This is a genomic window from Roseivirga spongicola (assembly GCF_034376045.1).
In the GTDB taxonomy this organism is placed as follows: domain Bacteria; phylum Bacteroidota; class Bacteroidia; order Cytophagales; family Cyclobacteriaceae; genus Roseivirga; species Roseivirga spongicola.
On record NZ_CP139724.1, the window covers coordinates 17058 to 34457 of the forward strand.

Sequence of the window (17400 nt, forward strand, 5' to 3'; positions counted from 1 at the left end):
TTACTTGATCTGTCCTTGAATCCACTTACTTACCAAGTTCAATACTTGTGGAGACATAGTTTCTTCAATTGAATTATATTCATTCATCTCACCAGTTTCCGCATCTTGAAATAGGTGATTCTTCCCCTCTAGCAACAGCACTTCATAACTTTCTGTCTTGCCATTCTCTAGTGCTTTCTCCAGACCCGACTTATTTGGCTCTGGAAATACTTGAGTATCCTTCTCTCCAAAAAGAGCCAAAACAGGGCATTTCACCTTCGAAAACATATCGGCTGGATTATAATTATAGAAGTACCTAGCCCAAACCGTGGTTCGTTGTTCAACCAAACTTTTCAATATCGCAGCTTTATCTGCATCTGGCGGAACAGACTGATTAAAGAACGTAGATGCCAAATAGTACTCAGAAAGCTCCTCTCTAATACTTTCCAAATCACCTTCTTTTGATGCAATATCTAGGGCACCTTTTATAAAGTCATTGTATTGATCAAGGTTCGGAACAAGGTTTCTAACCTGATGTAAACCTTGCAACCTATTGGTTTCATAACCAGAGACTCCAGTTCCTGCAAGAGACACAATAAATGCAATATCTTCAGGATGCTCTACAGCCACTATAGGCGCGATAATTCCACCTTCACTGTGCCCAACAAGACCTATATTGCTTTTATCGATGTCATTTCTAGACTTCAAAAACTCAACCGCAGCCGATACATCTGTTGCAAAATCGGCTGTTGTAGCTTCAGCATAATTACCTTCAGACTCATTTACTCCTCTGTCATCGTATCGCAGTACTGCTATTCCATTTCTGGTCAGGTAATCGGCCAAAACCATAAACGGTCTATGTCCAAAGATTTCTTCATCCCGATTTTGAGGACCACTTCCTGAAATGAGAATCACTGCAGGTGATGGCTTTGAAACTTTGGGCAAGGTGAGCGTTCCGGCCAACTTAATTTTCGCCTTTTTATTCTCGAACTTTACTTTTTCGGCCAAATAAGGCAAGGGCAACTTTGGTTCTTGCGGACGCTTTTTCTTTACTTCTGGAAGCAGAGCTCCTTTGGAAAGATTCAGAGGCAGCATATTCACTCCTTCCTTAAAATGCCCTTCGAAAGTTTGATTGGATGGATTATAAGTGGCTTTATATTGCCAGCCATTATTACTTCCATCAATCAACAATTCTCCATTGGCAAAAGTGGTCTTACCCGCTTTCATATTTCTGAGGTTTCTAGCAGGAATAGCCATACTCCCTTCTAGCCCACTTTCACTTTCCTGAATGGTAAAAATGAAACCTATTTCGGTTTCACCAGCTTTAAGTACTCCCTTCCAGTCTCCAGTAATCTCTTGTGCCGACACAAGGACTGAGAAAAGAATAAGTAGTTTGATTGTTATTAGAGTTTTCAACATGATATTTTGATTTAGATTTTTGACATAGGGGATCTGGCAAAGCTTTCACTTTGAATATTAACCCATTGATTTTATGTGATTTAGATAACTACCTGAACTTTATAGCCCTGTTTCTACATTGCCCTGTTCCTGAAACTGAAGGAGCTTTTTTCGCACAGATTCGAGGCTACGTTTTTGAGAAACGTAGAAGGTTTTATGCTCCCAACGAGCAGCGAAATAGCCTAGAATAAAGAAGAGCGTAACTAATAACCCTTTCCACCATTCACTGGCCTCATTGAACACGCTGAGTACGGCAAAAACCGACACAGTCAGGTATAACCATCGGCTCGATTTTGACAAAGCTACTTGATAGCTAGCGTTGGCAATAGCCTGATCGATATCGCCTAGCATGGTATTCTCGAATCCATTTTGCCAAGACATTCTCTTTCTTCTCCCTAAAAAAATTGCACCTGCCACTACTAACATAATACCCGACAAGACCAGAGACGGAAGTTCATAGTTGGCCTTAAAAATCATTGCAGACCAAATTATTCCACTAGCAAAGAGTAAACTAAAAATCAATATACCTTCCATCTTACTCGCATTTCTAGCAGCTTTATTCCTTTTACTAATTACTCTGTTATGAAGAGCTTCCTCATCTATAGCATACATTGCTACATTGCTCTGAGTATCCCATATTTTTTTCATTTCATCGAATTCCATTGTTCTACATCTTTTTAGATTGTTCGGTGAGATGTTTTTTGATTCTGTTAATCTTCACACCCACATAACTTTCAGAAATACCTACAATCGAAGCCATTTCTTTATAGCTAAAGCCATCGAGCATGAGCAGACAGAGAGAGCGATCAACCTCATCGAGCTTTTGAATTTGCTCATACAACCAAGCCAATCTTTCATCTGGCTTTTCTTCTACAGGTTGAAGCACCTTAATGGCTTCTTCGTCTGACTCTCTTTCTTGTTGCTTTCTTACTTTTAAGCTCCACTTAACCGCTCGATTTAAAGCAATTCTGTAAATCCAGGTAGAAACTGCGCAGTTGTTCCTGAAATTTGGAACCGACTTCCATACGTTCACAGCAATCTCCTGAAACAAGTCTTCTTGGTCTTGAGGCACGGCACTATAAGAGCGAACTATTTTAAAGAATATGCCCTTATGCTCTTGGAGCCAGCTTTCAAAAATTTGTTGTTGCTGTGAGTTTGTCATTTCAATCAGTCAACCCATTAGTACCCACCAAATGAAGATTTATTACAGACTAGAAATTTTTAATTAAAAAATTGCTCAAAGCTGGTCTTTATTCGTTTGTATAAAAGATTCTTTTTCCGCCATTCTTAAATGACGGGCATTGAGCAGTAAAACCAGTAGTTACCATGAATAAACTTATTTTTTCTGAGAAAGACTTTCAAGAACTGTTTACGGACTTACATGCTTCTGGCTTGTGGCTCGATGGCAAAGAGCTTTCCGATGCTGTAACTATTGAAAGCCCAGAAGAAATTCTTACAACCTATCGGAAACAAAAAAGCAACAAGAACTTCGACCTAAAAAAGTTCTTTGAAACATACTTTTACCCTGCTCCAACCAGAGAGGTAAACTATCAAAGCGACACTTCGAAACCTGTAGAAGATCATATTGAGAAGCTTTGGCCTATTCTTTCTAGACAACCAGAAGAGCAAGAGTTTTTCTCTACCCTTATCCCTCTGCCCCACCCATATGTGGTTCCTGGAGGACGGTTCAACGAAATCTACTATTGGGATAGCTATTTTACCATGCTTGGCCTGGTTGAAAGTAGGAGAATTCAGTTGGTAGAAGATATGGTGAAGAATTTCTCTTATATGATTGAGAACTTTGGTTTTATACCGAACGGCAACCGTACTTACTACTTAGGCAGGTCTCAGCCTCCGTTTTTCTCTTTGATGGTTGCCCTTCTGGCCGAACAAAAAGGTGATGATAGCATTGTGGAGTTTCTACCTTCCATGGTCCATGAATATGAGTTTTGGATGGAAGGCTCAGAAAGTCTATCCAAAGAAAAACCTCATCACAAGCGAGCAGTGCTTCTTTCGAGTGGTGAAATATTGAACCGCTATTATGACAATGTGCATAGTCCAAGGGCAGAAATGTACCAAGACGATGTAGACTTAATTCGTGAAAAAGGAAGTGATGGAGAGCAAACGCTTCTCAACATTAGAGCAGCCTGCGAATCTGGCTGGGATTTCAGCTCTCGCTGGTTTGAAGTCCCCAATGAATTAGGGACTATTCGAACTACAGACTTGGTTCAGGTAGACCTCAATTCTTTGCTTTATCATTTAGAGCAAATGATTGCTAAAGGCTATAGAATCAAAGGTGAAGAAAAAGAAGCCAACATGTATTTAAGTTTGGCCGAAAACCGAGCCAAGGCCATCCAGAAGTATTTCTGGAATGAAGGGTCGGGCTTTTACTTCGATTTCAACCACCAATTAGGTGCACAAGCTTCTAGCATTACGGCCGCAGCAACTTTCCCACTTGCCTTAGGTATTGCTTCTAAAGCTCAAGCCGAACGAACTGCTCTTGTTTTAGAAAACGAACTTTTAATGGAAGGTGGTTTATTGACTACAAACTACCAATCTGGCCAACAGTGGGATGCTCCAAATGGATGGGCGCCTTTACAATGGATGGCTATTTGGGGCTTAAGGAACTACGGCATAAATGGTCTGGCTAATCAAATTAAAGACCGTTGGGTATCTCTTAACATCAAAGTGTTTAAAAACACTGGCAAGCTGATGGAGAAGTACAACGTAGTAGACACCTCTTTACTGAGTGGTGGCGGAGAATACCCAGTACAAGATGGGTTTGGATGGACAAATGGAGTTTTATTGAAATTATTGAATTCATAAGAAAAGGCCACTTAAGACAAGTGACCTTTTGATATTACCGGTTTAGTTGAGTTTATTCTTCTTCATTGTTAGCATCTGATTTTGGAGGATTTTTGAGCCCTTCCTCAATAGCCGCCTTTTCCTCTTCTGGGGTCATTTTAGGAACTGGTTTCATGTTTTCTAATTCAGTCTTAATTCCAGCATACATTTCTTCAGTAATATAATCTGGAGCCTCTGCCTCCTTTACCTGTTGTTCAAGGCTAGGCGCCTCTACTGATTCCGGGGCATTTTCAAGGCTTTTAAGAAAGTCGTCTTTAAGTTCTTGAGTTGGTAAGCTGTCTAAAATGAAGTTTTTATTAGCCTCTAGACTCTGTTTGATGGCCATAACTGTGGTGTTTTAAAGTTTTACTTAAATTTTAAATAAGTTAGAATATTTTTGATGGCTTTCCCAAAAAAACCATTGACTTATACAATAGAACTTAACTATAAGTCTATAACAGAGCGAAAAAAGGCTTCTTTAGACTTCAATAATGCCCTCCTTGATAGCCTTAACAATTAGCCCAGCCGTATTTTTCACCCCTAATTTTTCAATTAGGTTCTTTCTGTGCCCTTCTACCGTACGATGACTAATAAAAAGCTTCTCCGCAATTTCCTTAGCTGTATACTCTTGACAGATTAACTCTAACACCTCTATCTCTCTAGTGGTTAGCGTTTCAGTATCGTTAAGGGTAGGCTTTTTCTTAGACTGGCCCTTTAAGCCCGTCAACATTGCTTGAGAAACCATTTTATTAAAGTAGAAACCCTCCTGAATTACACTAGATATAGCCTTTCGAAACTCTTCTGGACTAGTATCTTTAAGCAGGTAGCTATTAGCACCCAACTCCATTAAATAGGCTACCATTTTAGAGTCGCTATGCATGGTAAGTATAATGATGCCGAGGTTTGGAAACTTTGGCCTCAGCTGCTTTAAAGCTTCTAGCCCATCTACCTCTGGCATATCCAAATCTAAGAGGAGTACATCTGGTTCATGATTCTCCATTTGCTCTAACAACTCTTTTCCGTTAGATGCTTCGAAAACTACTTCCAAATCATCCATCTGATCCATTAGAAAGCGTAAGCCTTCTCTGAAAAGTTTGTGATCATCGGCTATAGCAATTTTAATCATGTGTTTACGGTTTTAACTTTGATTTCAAGACTACTTCAAAGCCTTGTTCTTTCTGTTTAATATTCATCTCTCCCTGCATCAGGCCTATTCTACTCCTAATATTTTGCATTCCTAAACCGCTAGCGGTATCACTTTCAGGAGTTAGCCCCTTACCATTATCTGAGTAAGTTAGCCAAAGTTCTCCTTGCAGTGTTTTCAAGTCTAAAACTATCAAAGTAGCATCGGCATGCTTAAGCGTGTTATTGATTAACTCTTGAACTATTCTATACCAATTTAATGAGTACTCAGCATCTGGTTCTGTTGAAAGAGAGTGCTTAAATTCGATCTTAATCTGATCGCTTTGATTTATTTTATCTACAACATTAAGAATAGCTTCAACTAGTCCAAGTCTTTCCAAAACCACTGGCCTAAGATCGTGAGAGACCCTACGTACGGTGGTCATTGTCTCTTCCAGTAAGCTAAAGGCTTTACTTTTAATTTCGGCAAACTTCTCCTCCTGCGTATTCCTATCTAAATGTTGAAAATAGAGTTTAGTGGTAGTTAACAAGGCGCCAACCTCATCATGTAAATCTTTTCCGATTCTGTTTCTTTCTCTTTCTTGACTTTGAAAGTTGGCCCTAAGCAACTGCTGTTGGTAATCGGCCTCTTTCTGTTGGTGACTCTGTTGCTGTCTCAACAACCTCCTCTGATACACTACAAAGAAAATTACAATACTCAGGGACAGTAGAAACATGCCCAGCATGGAGCCTATGAGAAGTTGTTCAGCACTAATCGGGGAGGTTTCACCCATATTGAAATAATATATGTAGTAACCAATACAAGGTTAAAGAATGCGTTGAAAATCGAAGCAATATAAGTCGTTTCAGAATCCTTATCCAGATAATTATAGACCAAAAGAAAAATCAGGAATGTACTTGAGTAATACATAATGACCCCTGTAGTAAACCAAAACACAGGTTCTTTCTCTAATGATTTATATACGGTTTGCTTAAGTAAAGAATAGAAATAAGAAACTCCCCAAAAAATAAACACCCCACTTATTAGGAAAATGCCGTTAGTTGGTAGAATTTTTAAGTTCTGAATAAAGAGGCTATTTACACCAAAGAAGCAAAGGCAAATGATCAAAGTAATATTGAAAAAAGTACTCGAAAAAAGCACCTTGAGTTCGTTTTTATATAGCCTCCAGGTAAACCAAAAAATAAACGGAACATAGGCATGGGCTACCCAAGCATTGTTGCTATCCGTTGCCAAATAAGTTCTTACAACCTGAGAGATCTTATGGTTTACTGCACTGAGTATAGCGATATAGAGGATGAACTTCTGAGCATTATTAAGCCTACGCCAAAATAATGCACCCAGTACAACGGGCACAAAAACGTACCACGAATATATTTGAACTATCAACACTCTGGTTGATTCATTAAATATTTCGCTCATCCTCTATAAAGCTCTAAACATTATCAAATATCATCACCACCTCCACCTGGACAATTTGGTGGACATGGCTCTACAAAGTCCAGGTATGTAGAATCGGGATCGTCCTCATCTGTAGTACCTTGTAACATTGGAGTATAAACTTGAATCAATGGCACAAAAGGAACCATTTGTCTTGCCGCATCTCCATAGTTCACACCGTAGTGTACAAGTAAGCTTTTCTCGGTAGAGCAAACTTTCTTCATTACATCAATATCATCTTGAGGTATAGTAAAGCTCAATACTCTTCTCGGTCTACGCAAAAACAACTCAGAGCCATGTGATTTAAAATTGTTGTTTTCCATCTCTACAAAAAAGATAGCATTCATTTCAAAGTAAGAGATATTGGCCCAATTACAGCAAACCTCATTTTTATAATTAACCGACTCTCCCATTCTTGGCTGAGTTGGTCTATAGTTAGAAGAGATGTAAGTCAGAAACCTATCACCATCACCCTTGATGTAGGTTTTCTCGTTTCCTAGTCTAAACTCCCAAAAAACCTCCGCATGTTGCGTATTCTCATCAATACCCAACATTAAAGAGAGTCCATCAGAAGGAGAATCTCCTAATTTTTGAATAGAATCCATGAATTCTTGCGTAATAGCACCGAAGTCTCTAGCGGTAATTCTGTCGTACTCACCCTCTTGTTCATTAAATACTTCAAAAGAGGAAATAATGTGTTCTTGCCTTTGTCTTTGCCAGTTAGTCTTAATAAGCGTGGCTTCTTTCTCTGAAATAACTTTCATGGTTGAGATGTTTGGTTATAGTTGAATCTGATTTTTATTGACTGTGAGTGCTATTAATATTGATGCTTAAATATAGTTTCAATTCATAGTGGCCTCAAAGTTCTTCGTCAATGAAAATTAAAGCCCCATCCTTTTCAGGACAGGGCTATGTTTCTCTCAATTATAATTTATCGCTCCTAAAAGGACCGACATGGCTGTATGTGTGTTATTCGTGCGTATTCATCATTGAGAGAAACTCCTAGTCACCTAGACCAGAACTGTTAGACTGTGATTCAAAGGTGGCAGGTTTTGAATTGGTCTAGCAGAGCCAATTTACCTGTTCTTTACAAACACGTATTTTTACGTATATCGATTTTCAGGCTTCTATGCTCAAGACAAATGACAAATCATGGTAAACTAGCTGCACTTAAACCCAAATCTTTTTCTAATTTTGCGCGGGTAATTCGTACCCAAAAGCAATCGCTCAAATGATTCAGTTTTTTGATGCCGGACACGGCAAAATCTACGCTGTAGGTCTCTCTCAGGAACTTCCTCAACAAGATATCCCCAAACTACTTTGGCTCTTCGGAAATGCCAAAACCATAGACAGTCAAACCCTTAATGGGAATTTTATTGGCCCAAGAAAAGAGATGATTACCCCTTGGAGCACCAATGCTGTAGAGATAACCCAGAACATGGGCATCTCTGGAATCCAGAGAATTGAAGAGTTCGAACAGGTGGAAAGCGACAATGTGGCCTATGACCCAATGCTCCAGGTTTTGTATAAGTCATTAGATCAAGATCTTTTCACCATCAACGTTGAGCCAGAGCCAGTAAGGTATATAGAGGATATTGCCACCTACAATACGGTGGAAGGACTAGCGCTAAGCAAAGAAGAAATTGATTACCTAAAAGATGTTAGCCTTCAATTGGGTAGAAACCTAACCGATGGTGAAGTATTCGGTTTCTCTCAGGTGAATTCAGAGCACTGTAGACACAAAATATTTAATGGAGTTTTTGTAATAGATGGGCAAGAAATGCCTTCATCGCTTTTCAAGCTGATCAAGAAAACTTCACAAGACAATCCTAACAAGTTAGTTTCTGCCTACAAAGACAATGTTGCCTTTATTGAAGGTCCGGTTGTTGAACAATTCGCTCAAAAGACACAAGACAAAGCCGACTGGTTTGAAACTAAAGATTTTGAATCTGTCATCTCTCTCAAGGCTGAAACGCACAACTTCCCTACTACGGTTGAACCATTTAATGGTGCAGCTACTGGTTCTGGTGGGGAAATAAGAGACAGAATGGCTGGCGGAAAAGGATCTATGCCTTTAGCCGGAACCGCTGTTTACATGACTTCCTACTCTCGTTTGGAGGAAGGTAGAGAATGGGAAGCCAACATGCCTGAGCGCAAGTGGTTATACCAAACCCCAATGGACATTCTGATCAAGGCATCTAACGGTGCTTCAGATTTCGGTAACAAATTTGGTCAGCCACTCATTGCTGGTTCGGTACTCACTTTCGAGCATGAGGAGAACGGAAAAAAGCAAGGCTTTGACAAGGTGATCATGATGGCTGGCGGAATTGGCTATGGTAAAAAAGATGATGCCTTAAAAGACACCCCAGAAACTGGCGATAAAGTAGTGGTTATGGGAGGCGACAACTACCGCATTGGAATGGGCGGTGGTGCTGTTTCTTCGGTAGATACCGGTGAGTTCTCCTCTGGAATAGAACTGAATGCCATTCAGCGTTCCAATCCAGAAATGCAGAAAAGGGTTTACAATGCCGTTCGAGCCATGGCCGAAATGGAGAAAAACCCAATTGTTTCAATTCACGATCATGGTGCTGGTGGACACCTTAACTGTCTGTCTGAATTGGTTGAAGAAACCGGTGGTGTGATAGATGTGAAGAAATTGCCTGTGGGCGACCCTACCCTTTCCGACAAAGAGATTATTGGTAACGAATCTCAGGAGAGAATGGGGCTTGTGATGAAGCAAAAAGACATTGACTACATCCAAAAAGTAGCTGAGCGTGAAAGAGCTCCTATCTATGTGGTGGGCGACATCACTGGTGACCATAAATTCAAATTCGAGAATAAAGAAACTAACCAGCACCCAATCAATTGGGACTTGGCGCACATGTTTGGTTCTTCTCCAAAAACCATTTTGGAAGACAAATCGGCTAAAGCCAATTACGCTGAGGTTACTTACGATATTAAGAAGCTGCAGGAGTATCTAAACGGAGTTCTTCAGTTGGAAGCTGTCGCCTGTAAAGACTGGTTAACCAACAAAGTAGACCGTTGTGTAACTGGTAGAGTGGCCAAGCAACAAACTGCAGGGCCAATTCAATTACCATTGAACAATGTGGGCGTAATGGCGCTTGATTATCGTGGTGAAAAAGGAATTGCAACTACTATTGGCCATGCACCTGTTTCAGCCTTGATTGATCCAGTTGCTGGTTCTCAGCTTTCTGTAGCTGAATCGTTAACAAACATCATCTTCGCTCCTATTTCTGATGGCATTAAAGGCATTTCGCTTTCTGCTAACTGGATGTGGCCAGCGAAGAACGAAGGAGAAAACGCCAGACTTTACGATGGAGTAAAAGGCCTTTCTGACTTTGTTTGTGAGTTAGGCATTAACGTTCCGACTGGAAAAGATTCCATGTCGATGACGCAGAAGTACAAAGACGATGTGGTCTATGCCCCAGGAACGGTTATCGTTTCTGCCGTAGGCGAAGTAAGCGACCTGAAACAAGTAGTTGAGCCTGTACTTCAACCTAACTTTGAGTCGACTTTGCTTTATATCGATATGTCGGGTGATAGCTTCAAGCTTGGAGGTTCATCTTTCGCTCAGGTAGTGGGTAAAATCGGAACCGAAGCACCAACCATTAAGAGTGCTAGCAACTTTGCTGCAACCTTCGATTACATTCAGCAATTGATCAAAGAAGGTAAAGTATTAGCCGGTCACGATGTATCTGCTGGTGGTTTAATTACTGCATTGCTCGAAATGACTTTCGCTCAAGTAGACTTAGGTATTTCAGCCGACTTAAAGGACATTAAAGGTGCTGATGATATCTCGGTGTTCTTCTCAGAAAAACCAGCGCTAGTATTACAAATAGCTAATGAAGATTTAGCAGAAGTAGTTGGTAATCTTTCCGCTCTCGGCACCATTAACTACGAACTTGGAAGCCCAATTGGAGAGCCAATTCTTTCTATTCAGACCAACACGCAAAGCTATTTGCTAGACATTGAGTCGTTGAGAGACACTTGGTACAAAACCTCTTACCTGCTAGACCAAAAGCAGTCTGGTAAGGAGCTGGCTACCGAGCGTTTTCAGAACTATAAAAAGCAACCGCTTCAGTTTAAATTCCCTGAAGGTTTCAATGGTCAATATGAAGCGCTAGGGCTAGATCCGAACAGAAAGTCTTCTACAGGAATCAAAGCAGCCATTATTCGTGAAAAAGGAGTAAATGGCGATAGAGAAATGGCTTATGCCATGCACCTAGCTGGTTTTGACGTGAAGGATGTTCACATGACCGACCTGATTGCGGGTCGTGAAGATTTGAGCGATGTAAACTTCATTGCATTCGTAGGTGGGTTTTCAAATTCAGACGTATTAGGTTCTGCCAAAGGTTGGGCTGGTGCCTTCCTTTACAACGAGAAAGCAAAAGCAGCACTAGACAACTTCTATGCACGCGAAGACACCATTTCACTAGGTATCTGTAACGGTTGCCAGTTGATGGGCGAACTCGGTTTGCTCTACCCTGAACACAAAGTACATCCGAAGTTAGACCACAACATTGCTCATAAGTTTGAGTCTGGCTTTGTGAACGTTACCGTTCCTGAAAACAACTCTGTGATGCTTGGTTCACTAGCTGGTACAAGACTGGGTATTTGGGTAGCACACGGTGAAGGCCGTTTTAGACTACCAGAAGCTGAAAGAGATTACCATGTAATTGCTAAATACAGCTACGAGGCTTACCCTGCTTCTCCTAACGGATCTGACTACCATGTGGCAGGTTTGGCCAGTAAAGATGGACGACACTTAGCGATTATGCCTCACTTTGAGCGCTCTATCTTCCCTTGGAACTGGGGTAATTACCCTGCGGAGCAGAAAGCAGACTTGCTAAGCCCATGGATTCAAGCGTTTATCAATGCTAAGAATTGGGTAGCTGAGAAGGTGTAAAATGAAACAGGCCTTAATGATACATTAAGGCCTGTAAGAGAAGCCATGGTGAAGATCATGGCTCTTTATAATTCTCCTCTATCTTAAGCATTTACGGTGATCTGAATAAGTCTAAAGGTAGATCCGCCAGAAGTAACGAACGGGATTGATTTTTCAAATTCGGTGCCGCTCACCTTAACACTGTACTTGTCACCATTGACTAGCCACAACTCAAATTCATCGTTGGTTGTAATTTCTGCAGTAGATGAAGGATTGCTCGGATCAACTAGCTTAAAACGCTCGTAATCTTGAGGGGCATTCATAGTAGTGAGTGCCATAGGTGAATAGCCATTGTAACCAGAAAGGTAAGCCGAATCATATCGTTCGCTGCTAAACCTGACGTAATCACCAAACTTTATATTGGCTGTTGAACTGTTGTCACTCACTAGCTCAGTTTTCCACTGCTCATTTATATTAAGCCATGGTTTTGTCATGCAAAGGGTTTGTTTTTTACTTCCGTTTGCGCTTATGAAATTGCAGTATTCGGAAGACTGAATCGCTACTACCTGTTGATATTGAATTTTCATGTTTATTGGGTTTAAATTACCTACTCTTAAGGCTTTTCGGTTTCCGCCTTCCAGGTCTTTACCTTCTGGAAAAGGCCGTTGTTTTTAAGTGGGTTCTGCTCCACATTTCATATCTCATTAAATCACAGGGGCCTCACATTGGCATCTGCTTTAAGATTTAAGAAGATCACTACTCCTTCATTGAAAGGTTGACTGAAACATACAATCATTCAGGAGTAAAGACACTCAAAGCTGAAGAGTTTGCTTGCGTGACCTTCAATTGATCTCTAATGGAAGAATAACCATTTGCGATTCTCCATTTAGATCTAAGAAGCTAACTAAAACAGCCCCACCGCCAGACATGTTAGGCGCATGCTTAGTAAAAGCTCCATCCACTGGTTGAACCTTACAAAAAGTATCTCCACCGTCAATAGAAACCGTGTAACACAGTCGGTTAGAGCCATCATTAGCAGCCCATGCTATGAAAAGTCCTTCACCTATACTGGCCACAGCGGGCATCTGACCTGATGTAGCATTGGTGACAGGGATTTCTGGACTCCAAGTCTCCCCCGCATCCATACTTTTTCTGATAAAAACCTGTCCATCCGTATGGATTCCGGCAATTACGAATTCATCCGGATTAGTGTAAGTCAAAGTTGGTAATGTACGTTGGGAGTTTGTTGGTAAATTTCTAATTGGAAAAAAAGGCATGTTTATTAAAGTTTAGTTTTGTGCCTACTCATAAGGTTTTTCGGCATACACCTTCCCAATTAACCTTCGGGAAAAGGCCGTTTTTTCAAGTGGGTGCTGCTCCACATTTTGTCTGAATGTTTATTTTTTCTCCATACCTGTAAAGAAGTACTTCACACTAGTCCCACCTTGTCGCAAGTCTACCAAAAGCGAACTTTCCGAGGAGTCAACAAAGTTTCGTACTAAAGCGATCTGACCATTCACTTTGGTGAAAAGTGTATTCGAAGACAAAACCATTTCACCATGAATCATCAATTTGGATGGAGCTGGAGGGCTCACCAAAACCGCACCAGGCAAAGCTCTACCTGTTAAATCAGTTGGTGTCAGATTGCTTCCTGAGTCGATTTCAAGAGAATAAGCTGACAGGTTATTCTTAGGCGCGCTTTCAACCAGAATATTGAGTGGCTCGCTACCTTCGATTGATCGCAGCGTAACCCTGTCAGGGGTAAAAGCTACCACTTCCAAAACAAAAGGCTTCGCACCTTCTTTGCTTTCTTGCATTGCATGAATGGGTTGTCCTTCTCTCCATTCACCAAAAAATTGTCTTAAGTCCATTGTAATTGTATTTGTTTATTCTGCTCTACTCTGTTCAGGATTTTCGAGATACTCCTTTTGTCGCTGTTGACATTTCAAAGGTGAGGGATTAAAAAGAGGGTTTGATACCACCAAATCCGAATATTAAAAGTACTCCTATGGGGCTAGGCAGTGGTATTTGATGAATACCCCCATGGGGGTAGTAGTAAACCGGGCGGCTCTTCTATTTTTGATGTATCATTAACACCAAAACCAAAATAATTATGAGTAATTCTATCAAAATAGGATCCAAAATGGAGAAGCTTGCTTCGGTCAATATTACCTACAATACCATATCAGCAGGCAATAGTGTAGGGGTTTATCCCTCTTCTGAAGATAAACTATCGCTTTCACACCTCATATTAAAACCGCTTTCACATTTTCGTTTCAAATCACCAACTGAATCAAATGCAGGCAACTATGAGCTCAACATCAACGTGCTCACAGACACACAACATTTACCAGATGAAAACAACTTTGTAGAATGTAAAACAGTAGGTAAGAACATTCTAGTGTTCCTTAACTTCAGCCAAATTGGTGATGCCATTAAGAGCACAAATTACCTCAATTATCGTTTCTGCATTGAGTTCAACGAGTCTTACAACAGCTTTATCAAAGGAAAAGAGATAATCATTGTTACCGCTTCGGGAGATCCTGAAGAAGGTGACGCTTCTAAAGTAATTGTGGAAGACGAAGACGAAATATGATATAATCTCATAATTCATTAACATTAAAAGTGAACTTATCAAAGTTATATTTTCATATAACACTATTAATCATCGGGGTAAGCTTAACTCGAACTGTACTTGCCCAGGACATTCCCGGGCAGGTTACTTTGCTTCAGCAGAAAGCCGAAAGTCTAGCTCAATCACACCCCGACTCTACTTTTCTTTTGCTAGAAAAGGCAGAAGAACTTAGCCCGAAAAGAAAGCTCAAGACAGTAATGGCGGTAAACAATTGGCTCAGAGCTAAGACCATGTACCTTCAGAAAGACTATGACAGCACCATCTATTACGGCCACCAAGCTATAAACCTTGGCAAAGAGACTCGAGACTATATAACACTATCGGCCATCCACAATTTGCTGGGAGTTCTAGCCAAAAGACAAGGCCAATTTACAAAGAGCCTTGGTCAATACGATCAAAGCATGGTTTATGCACAACTTGCAAAAGACTCGGTCACCTGGGCCAAGGCCCTACAAAACATGGGAAATGTGCATAGACAAATAGGACAGGCCGACAGCGCTTTATATTATTTCGAACAGAGTATAGCTATTAAAAAGCTCTTAGGAGACCCACTTTCTACAGCTAAGACCTCACTCAATCTGGGCAACTACTATTTCGCTGTTGGTGAATTCCGAAAGGCCATTGATTATTACCAGCGTACAATACCGCTTTATGAAGAAGCTGAGTATAATGAAGGAATTGGCCGCTTAGCCAACAATCTGGGAGCAACCTATTATAAGTTGGGCTTTTATACTCTTTCAGCATCCCACTATGTTAAGAGCCTAAAAATTTACGATTCACTGCAACTTGATGATATGCGCATCAATACTCTAATCAACCTTGGGGTAGTATTGAAAGATTTGGGCAGAACCATTGAGGCAAAAGACTATTATGAACAGGCCTTGAAAAGCGAAGCAGGAATTGGGGAAATAACCACGAAAGCAAATATTTATAGAAACCTTGGAGAAGTCTTGGAGATCAACAATGAGTGGCCGAAGGCACTAGAATCTTTTCAAAATGCCGCCACCATCTATGAACAACAGCAGAGAGTACAAGATCTTTCAGAGTCTTACTTCGGAATGGCGCGTTCCTTTGCCGGTCTCAAAAAAACAGCACTAGCAGAGAGATATTTTCAAATGAGCCTAGAACTAAAAAGAGAAATCAGAGACGATCTGAACTTGGGTAAGGTACTCACTAGCTTAGCAGTATTTCAATACGAAAATGGTCAATACAACGATGCACTGAATAATTACCAGCAAGGACTCCAACTTGCTAGAAAGTACGAACTACCACAGCTATCTCGCGCCAACCTGCTCGGGCTATCAGAAGTGTACGAGCAACTTGGAAGCCCTAAAAAAGCACTTGACTTTAGACTTCAGTATGAGACTGTAAAAGACAGCCTGGATAACTTGGAAAAAGCCAGACAGATAGCAGAACTACAAGAGCAATACGAATCGGTACAGAAAGACAAACGCATTAGCGAACTGGCCTTAGAAAACGACCTAGCAAAAACAGAAATTGAAAAGAACGAGGCGATAGCTGAGCAGCAAAAAGCCAAAAAGACAACCTACTTGGTGGCTACTATCGCCCTATTTACACTGGCCTTAGGACTATTTCTTTATTATCGGCAGCGCCTTTCACTGGCCAGCCTTAAGGAAAAAGAAGAACAAGCAAAACACCAACGCAATATAGAATCTCTCTTGGATCAGCAGCGCACCAAAAACCTAGAAGCTCGCATAGCAGGTGAAGAGCAAGAACGCCAGCGATTGGCCAAAGACCTGCACGATCACCTTGGCAGTATACTGGCAACTGTCAAAGTTAACCTTCAAGGTATTTTCGACAGAGAAAAGTCACTGAAAGAGAATGAACAAGTAAAAACAGTGAATACCCTAGTAGATAAAGCCTGTGAAGATGTGAGAGGTATTGCACATCACCTGCACATGGGCATATCCGAATCTTTTGGTCTTATCAGCGCACTCAAAGATCTGGCTCAATCAGTATCTAGTACTAATGGCATTAGAGTACAGGTAACCGCCACTAACAGTACCGATCGTTTTGACTCTAACATGGAGGTTTTTATTTACCGTATGGTTCAGGAGTTATTAAGTAATGCCCTAAAACACTCTCAGGCAAGCCTTGTCTCCATTCAGCTTACAAGTTTGGAAGAACTTGTGAGCGTTATTGTAGAAGATAATGGCAGAGGATTTAACAAGGACGATGCTTCAGTCAAACACAAAGGTATTGGCTTAAAAAACCTTATATCACGTATTGAAGGGTTTGATGGAGAAATTACTATTGACAGCACACTGGGCAAAGGAACAACTATTTTGGTAGACCTACCGCTATCTACCCAACCTGAACTGACATACGATGATTAAAGTTTTAGTAGTTGATGATCACCATTTGTTTGCCCACGGGCTCAAAACTATGTTTCAGCCCAAGGACTGTATAGATATAGTGGCTAGTACTACCAACGGACACGAAGCTCTTTCCCTGCTCAAACGCCATGACGTGGATGTAGTCATCATGGACATCAGCATGCCAGTAATTGATGGCATAGACACAATGAAACTGATACAAGATGCAGGGTATGCCACTCCTACACTAATGCTCACTATGCATCAGGACATAAGGCAGATAAAACGTGCTCTGGAACATAACGCAAGAGGTTATATACTCAAAGATGCTTCTAAAACTGAACTGGTAGAAGCTATTCAGAATGTGTCGAAGGGAGAAAACTATTTTCATAAAAAGGTCAATGACCAGCTTTTTGAATTTTTGCGAGGCAACAGAGGGAGTACGGATTCAGATCTTGTCAATCAGCTTTCGGAAAGAGAAGTTGAGATAATTAAGCAGCTGTCTCTTGGTAAAAAAGGTAATGAAGTGGCGGAAGCACTATTTATAAGTCCTCATACAGTAAAAACGCACAGGCGCAATATCATGCACAAGTTAGGAACAAAAAACACAGCCGAGCTAGTTACTTTATGCCTAGAGAAAGGGGTTATCTGAATACCCGAG

The 17400-nt window shown here is 40.8% G+C and carries 16 protein-coding genes; 5 read left to right on the plus strand and 11 right to left on the minus strand.

Going from position 1 to position 17400, the window contains the following annotated elements:
• From T7867_RS00075 to T7867_RS00085, 3 genes are all read right to left on the minus strand, one after another.
• Positions 1-1398: an alpha/beta hydrolase family protein gene (locus T7867_RS00075; RefSeq protein ID WP_084375643.1), complete on the minus strand. Its 1398-nt coding sequence runs from the start codon at positions 1396-1398 to the stop codon at positions 1-3.
• A gap of 99 nt (positions 1399-1497) precedes the next feature.
• Entirely contained in the window at positions 1498-2085 is a 588-nt protein-coding gene (locus T7867_RS00080; protein ID WP_157717599.1) for a hypothetical protein, read from the minus strand.
• A gap of 19 nt (positions 2086-2104) precedes the next feature.
• A complete protein-coding gene (locus T7867_RS00085) occupies positions 2105-2599 on the minus strand; it encodes an RNA polymerase sigma factor (protein WP_068220113.1) in 495 nt (164 codons plus the stop codon).
• Between the two features lie 164 nt (positions 2600-2763).
• Here T7867_RS00085 and treF point away from each other — a divergent pair, with 164 nt between their 5' ends.
• Positions 2764-4263 (plus strand): alpha,alpha-trehalase TreF, encoded by a 1500-nt coding sequence (treF, locus tag T7867_RS00090; protein WP_068220110.1) that lies wholly within the window; start codon positions 2764-2766, stop codon positions 4261-4263.
• A 52-nt stretch (positions 4264-4315) separates the two neighbouring features.
• Here the strand turns inward: treF and T7867_RS00095 are convergent, their stop codons facing one another.
• From T7867_RS00095 to T7867_RS00115, 5 genes are all read right to left on the minus strand, one after another.
• A complete protein-coding gene (locus T7867_RS00095) occupies positions 4316-4627 on the minus strand; it encodes a hypothetical protein (RefSeq protein ID WP_068220107.1) in 312 nt (103 codons plus the stop codon).
• 132 nt (positions 4628-4759) lie between these two features.
• Complete coding sequence (locus T7867_RS00100; RefSeq protein WP_068220104.1) at positions 4760-5407, minus strand: response regulator transcription factor; 648 nt, start codon at positions 5405-5407, stop codon at positions 4760-4762.
• A 4-nt stretch (positions 5408-5411) separates the two neighbouring features.
• The gene (locus T7867_RS00105) at positions 5412-6197 is read right to left on the minus strand and encodes a sensor histidine kinase (RefSeq protein WP_084375642.1); all 786 of its coding nucleotides are present in this window, start codon (positions 6195-6197) and stop codon (positions 5412-5414) included.
• Positions 6155-6844, minus strand: coding sequence for a hypothetical protein (locus T7867_RS00110; RefSeq protein ID WP_322299708.1), 690 nt, complete (start codon positions 6842-6844; stop codon positions 6155-6157). Before T7867_RS00110 ends, T7867_RS00105 begins: the two co-directional genes overlap by 43 nt.
• A 23-nt stretch (positions 6845-6867) precedes the next feature.
• Positions 6868-7626, minus strand: coding sequence for a hypothetical protein (locus T7867_RS00115; protein ID WP_322299709.1), 759 nt, complete (start codon positions 7624-7626; stop codon positions 6868-6870).
• Between the two features lie 467 nt (positions 7627-8093).
• On the opposite strand from T7867_RS00115, the gene purL reads away from it, so the two are divergent.
• Positions 8094-11789, plus strand: a complete 3696-nt coding sequence (gene purL, locus T7867_RS00120; RefSeq protein WP_322299710.1) for a phosphoribosylformylglycinamidine synthase — start codon at positions 8094-8096, stop codon at positions 11787-11789.
• An 83-nt stretch (positions 11790-11872) separates the two neighbouring features.
• Here purL and T7867_RS00125 read toward each other — a convergent pair whose 3' ends face one another.
• The 3 genes from T7867_RS00125 to T7867_RS00135 form a co-directional block, all read right to left on the minus strand.
• Complete coding sequence (locus T7867_RS00125) at positions 11873-12355, minus strand: hypothetical protein (RefSeq protein WP_068220088.1); 483 nt, start codon at positions 12353-12355, stop codon at positions 11873-11875.
• Positions 12356-12610: 255 nt separating this feature from the next.
• Positions 12611-13045 carry a hypothetical protein gene (locus T7867_RS00130; RefSeq protein WP_322299711.1) on the minus strand — a complete coding sequence of 145 codons (435 nt, stop codon included), beginning with the start codon at positions 13043-13045 and terminating at the stop codon, positions 12611-12613.
• Positions 13046-13165: 120 nt separating this feature from the next.
• Positions 13166-13639 carry a hypothetical protein gene (locus T7867_RS00135; RefSeq protein WP_322299712.1) on the minus strand — a complete coding sequence of 158 codons (474 nt, stop codon included), beginning with the start codon at positions 13637-13639 and terminating at the stop codon, positions 13166-13168.
• A 242-nt stretch (positions 13640-13881) separates the two neighbouring features.
• Here T7867_RS00135 and T7867_RS00140 point away from each other — a divergent pair, with 242 nt between their 5' ends.
• From T7867_RS00140 to T7867_RS00150, 3 genes are read left to right on the plus strand one after another with little or no spacing between them, the layout of a single operon-like run.
• Positions 13882-14364, plus strand: a complete 483-nt coding sequence (locus T7867_RS00140; RefSeq protein ID WP_322299713.1) for a hypothetical protein — start codon at positions 13882-13884, stop codon at positions 14362-14364.
• A 29-nt stretch (positions 14365-14393) separates the two neighbouring features.
• Positions 14394-16760 (plus strand): ATP-binding protein, encoded by a 2367-nt coding sequence (locus T7867_RS00145; protein ID WP_322299714.1) that lies wholly within the window; start codon positions 14394-14396, stop codon positions 16758-16760.
• Positions 16753-17391, plus strand: coding sequence for a response regulator transcription factor (locus T7867_RS00150; RefSeq protein WP_068220073.1), 639 nt, complete (start codon positions 16753-16755; stop codon positions 17389-17391). The genes T7867_RS00145 and T7867_RS00150 overlap by 8 nt, the downstream gene beginning before the upstream one ends.
• Positions 17392-17400: the final 9 nt, after the last annotated feature.

Bases quoted from the DNA above. Each gene is read 5' to 3' on its own strand.
- T7867_RS00075 (WP_084375643.1), bottom strand. From the start codon at position 1,398: ATGTTGAAAACTCTAATAACAATCAAACTACTTATTCTTTTCTCAGTC.
- T7867_RS00080 (WP_157717599.1), bottom strand. From the start codon at position 2,085: ATGAAAAAAATATGGGATACTCAGAGCAATGTAGCAATGTATGCTATA.
- T7867_RS00085 (WP_068220113.1), bottom strand. From the start codon at position 2,599: ATGACAAACTCACAGCAACAACAAATTTTTGAAAGCTGGCTCCAAGAG.
- treF (WP_068220110.1), top strand. From the start codon at position 2,764: ATGAATAAACTTATTTTTTCTGAGAAAGACTTTCAAGAACTGTTTACG.
- T7867_RS00095 (WP_068220107.1), bottom strand. From the start codon at position 4,627: ATGGCCATCAAACAGAGTCTAGAGGCTAATAAAAACTTCATTTTAGAC.
- T7867_RS00100 (WP_068220104.1), bottom strand. From the start codon at position 5,407: ATGATTAAAATTGCTATAGCCGATGATCACAAACTTTTCAGAGAAGGC.
- T7867_RS00105 (WP_084375642.1), bottom strand. From the start codon at position 6,197: ATGGGTGAAACCTCCCCGATTAGTGCTGAACAACTTCTCATAGGCTCC.
- T7867_RS00110 (WP_322299708.1), bottom strand. From the start codon at position 6,844: ATGAGCGAAATATTTAATGAATCAACCAGAGTGTTGATAGTTCAAATA.
- T7867_RS00115 (WP_322299709.1), bottom strand. From the start codon at position 7,626: ATGAAAGTTATTTCAGAGAAAGAAGCCACGCTTATTAAGACTAACTGG.
- purL (WP_322299710.1), top strand. From the start codon at position 8,094: ATGATTCAGTTTTTTGATGCCGGACACGGCAAAATCTACGCTGTAGGT.
- T7867_RS00125 (WP_068220088.1), bottom strand. From the start codon at position 12,355: ATGAAAATTCAATATCAACAGGTAGTAGCGATTCAGTCTTCCGAATAC.
- T7867_RS00130 (WP_322299711.1), bottom strand. From the start codon at position 13,045: ATGCCTTTTTTTCCAATTAGAAATTTACCAACAAACTCCCAACGTACA.
- T7867_RS00135 (WP_322299712.1), bottom strand. From the start codon at position 13,639: ATGGACTTAAGACAATTTTTTGGTGAATGGAGAGAAGGACAACCCATT.
- T7867_RS00140 (WP_322299713.1), top strand. From the start codon at position 13,882: ATGAGTAATTCTATCAAAATAGGATCCAAAATGGAGAAGCTTGCTTCG.
- T7867_RS00150 (WP_068220073.1), top strand. From the start codon at position 16,753: ATGATTAAAGTTTTAGTAGTTGATGATCACCATTTGTTTGCCCACGGG.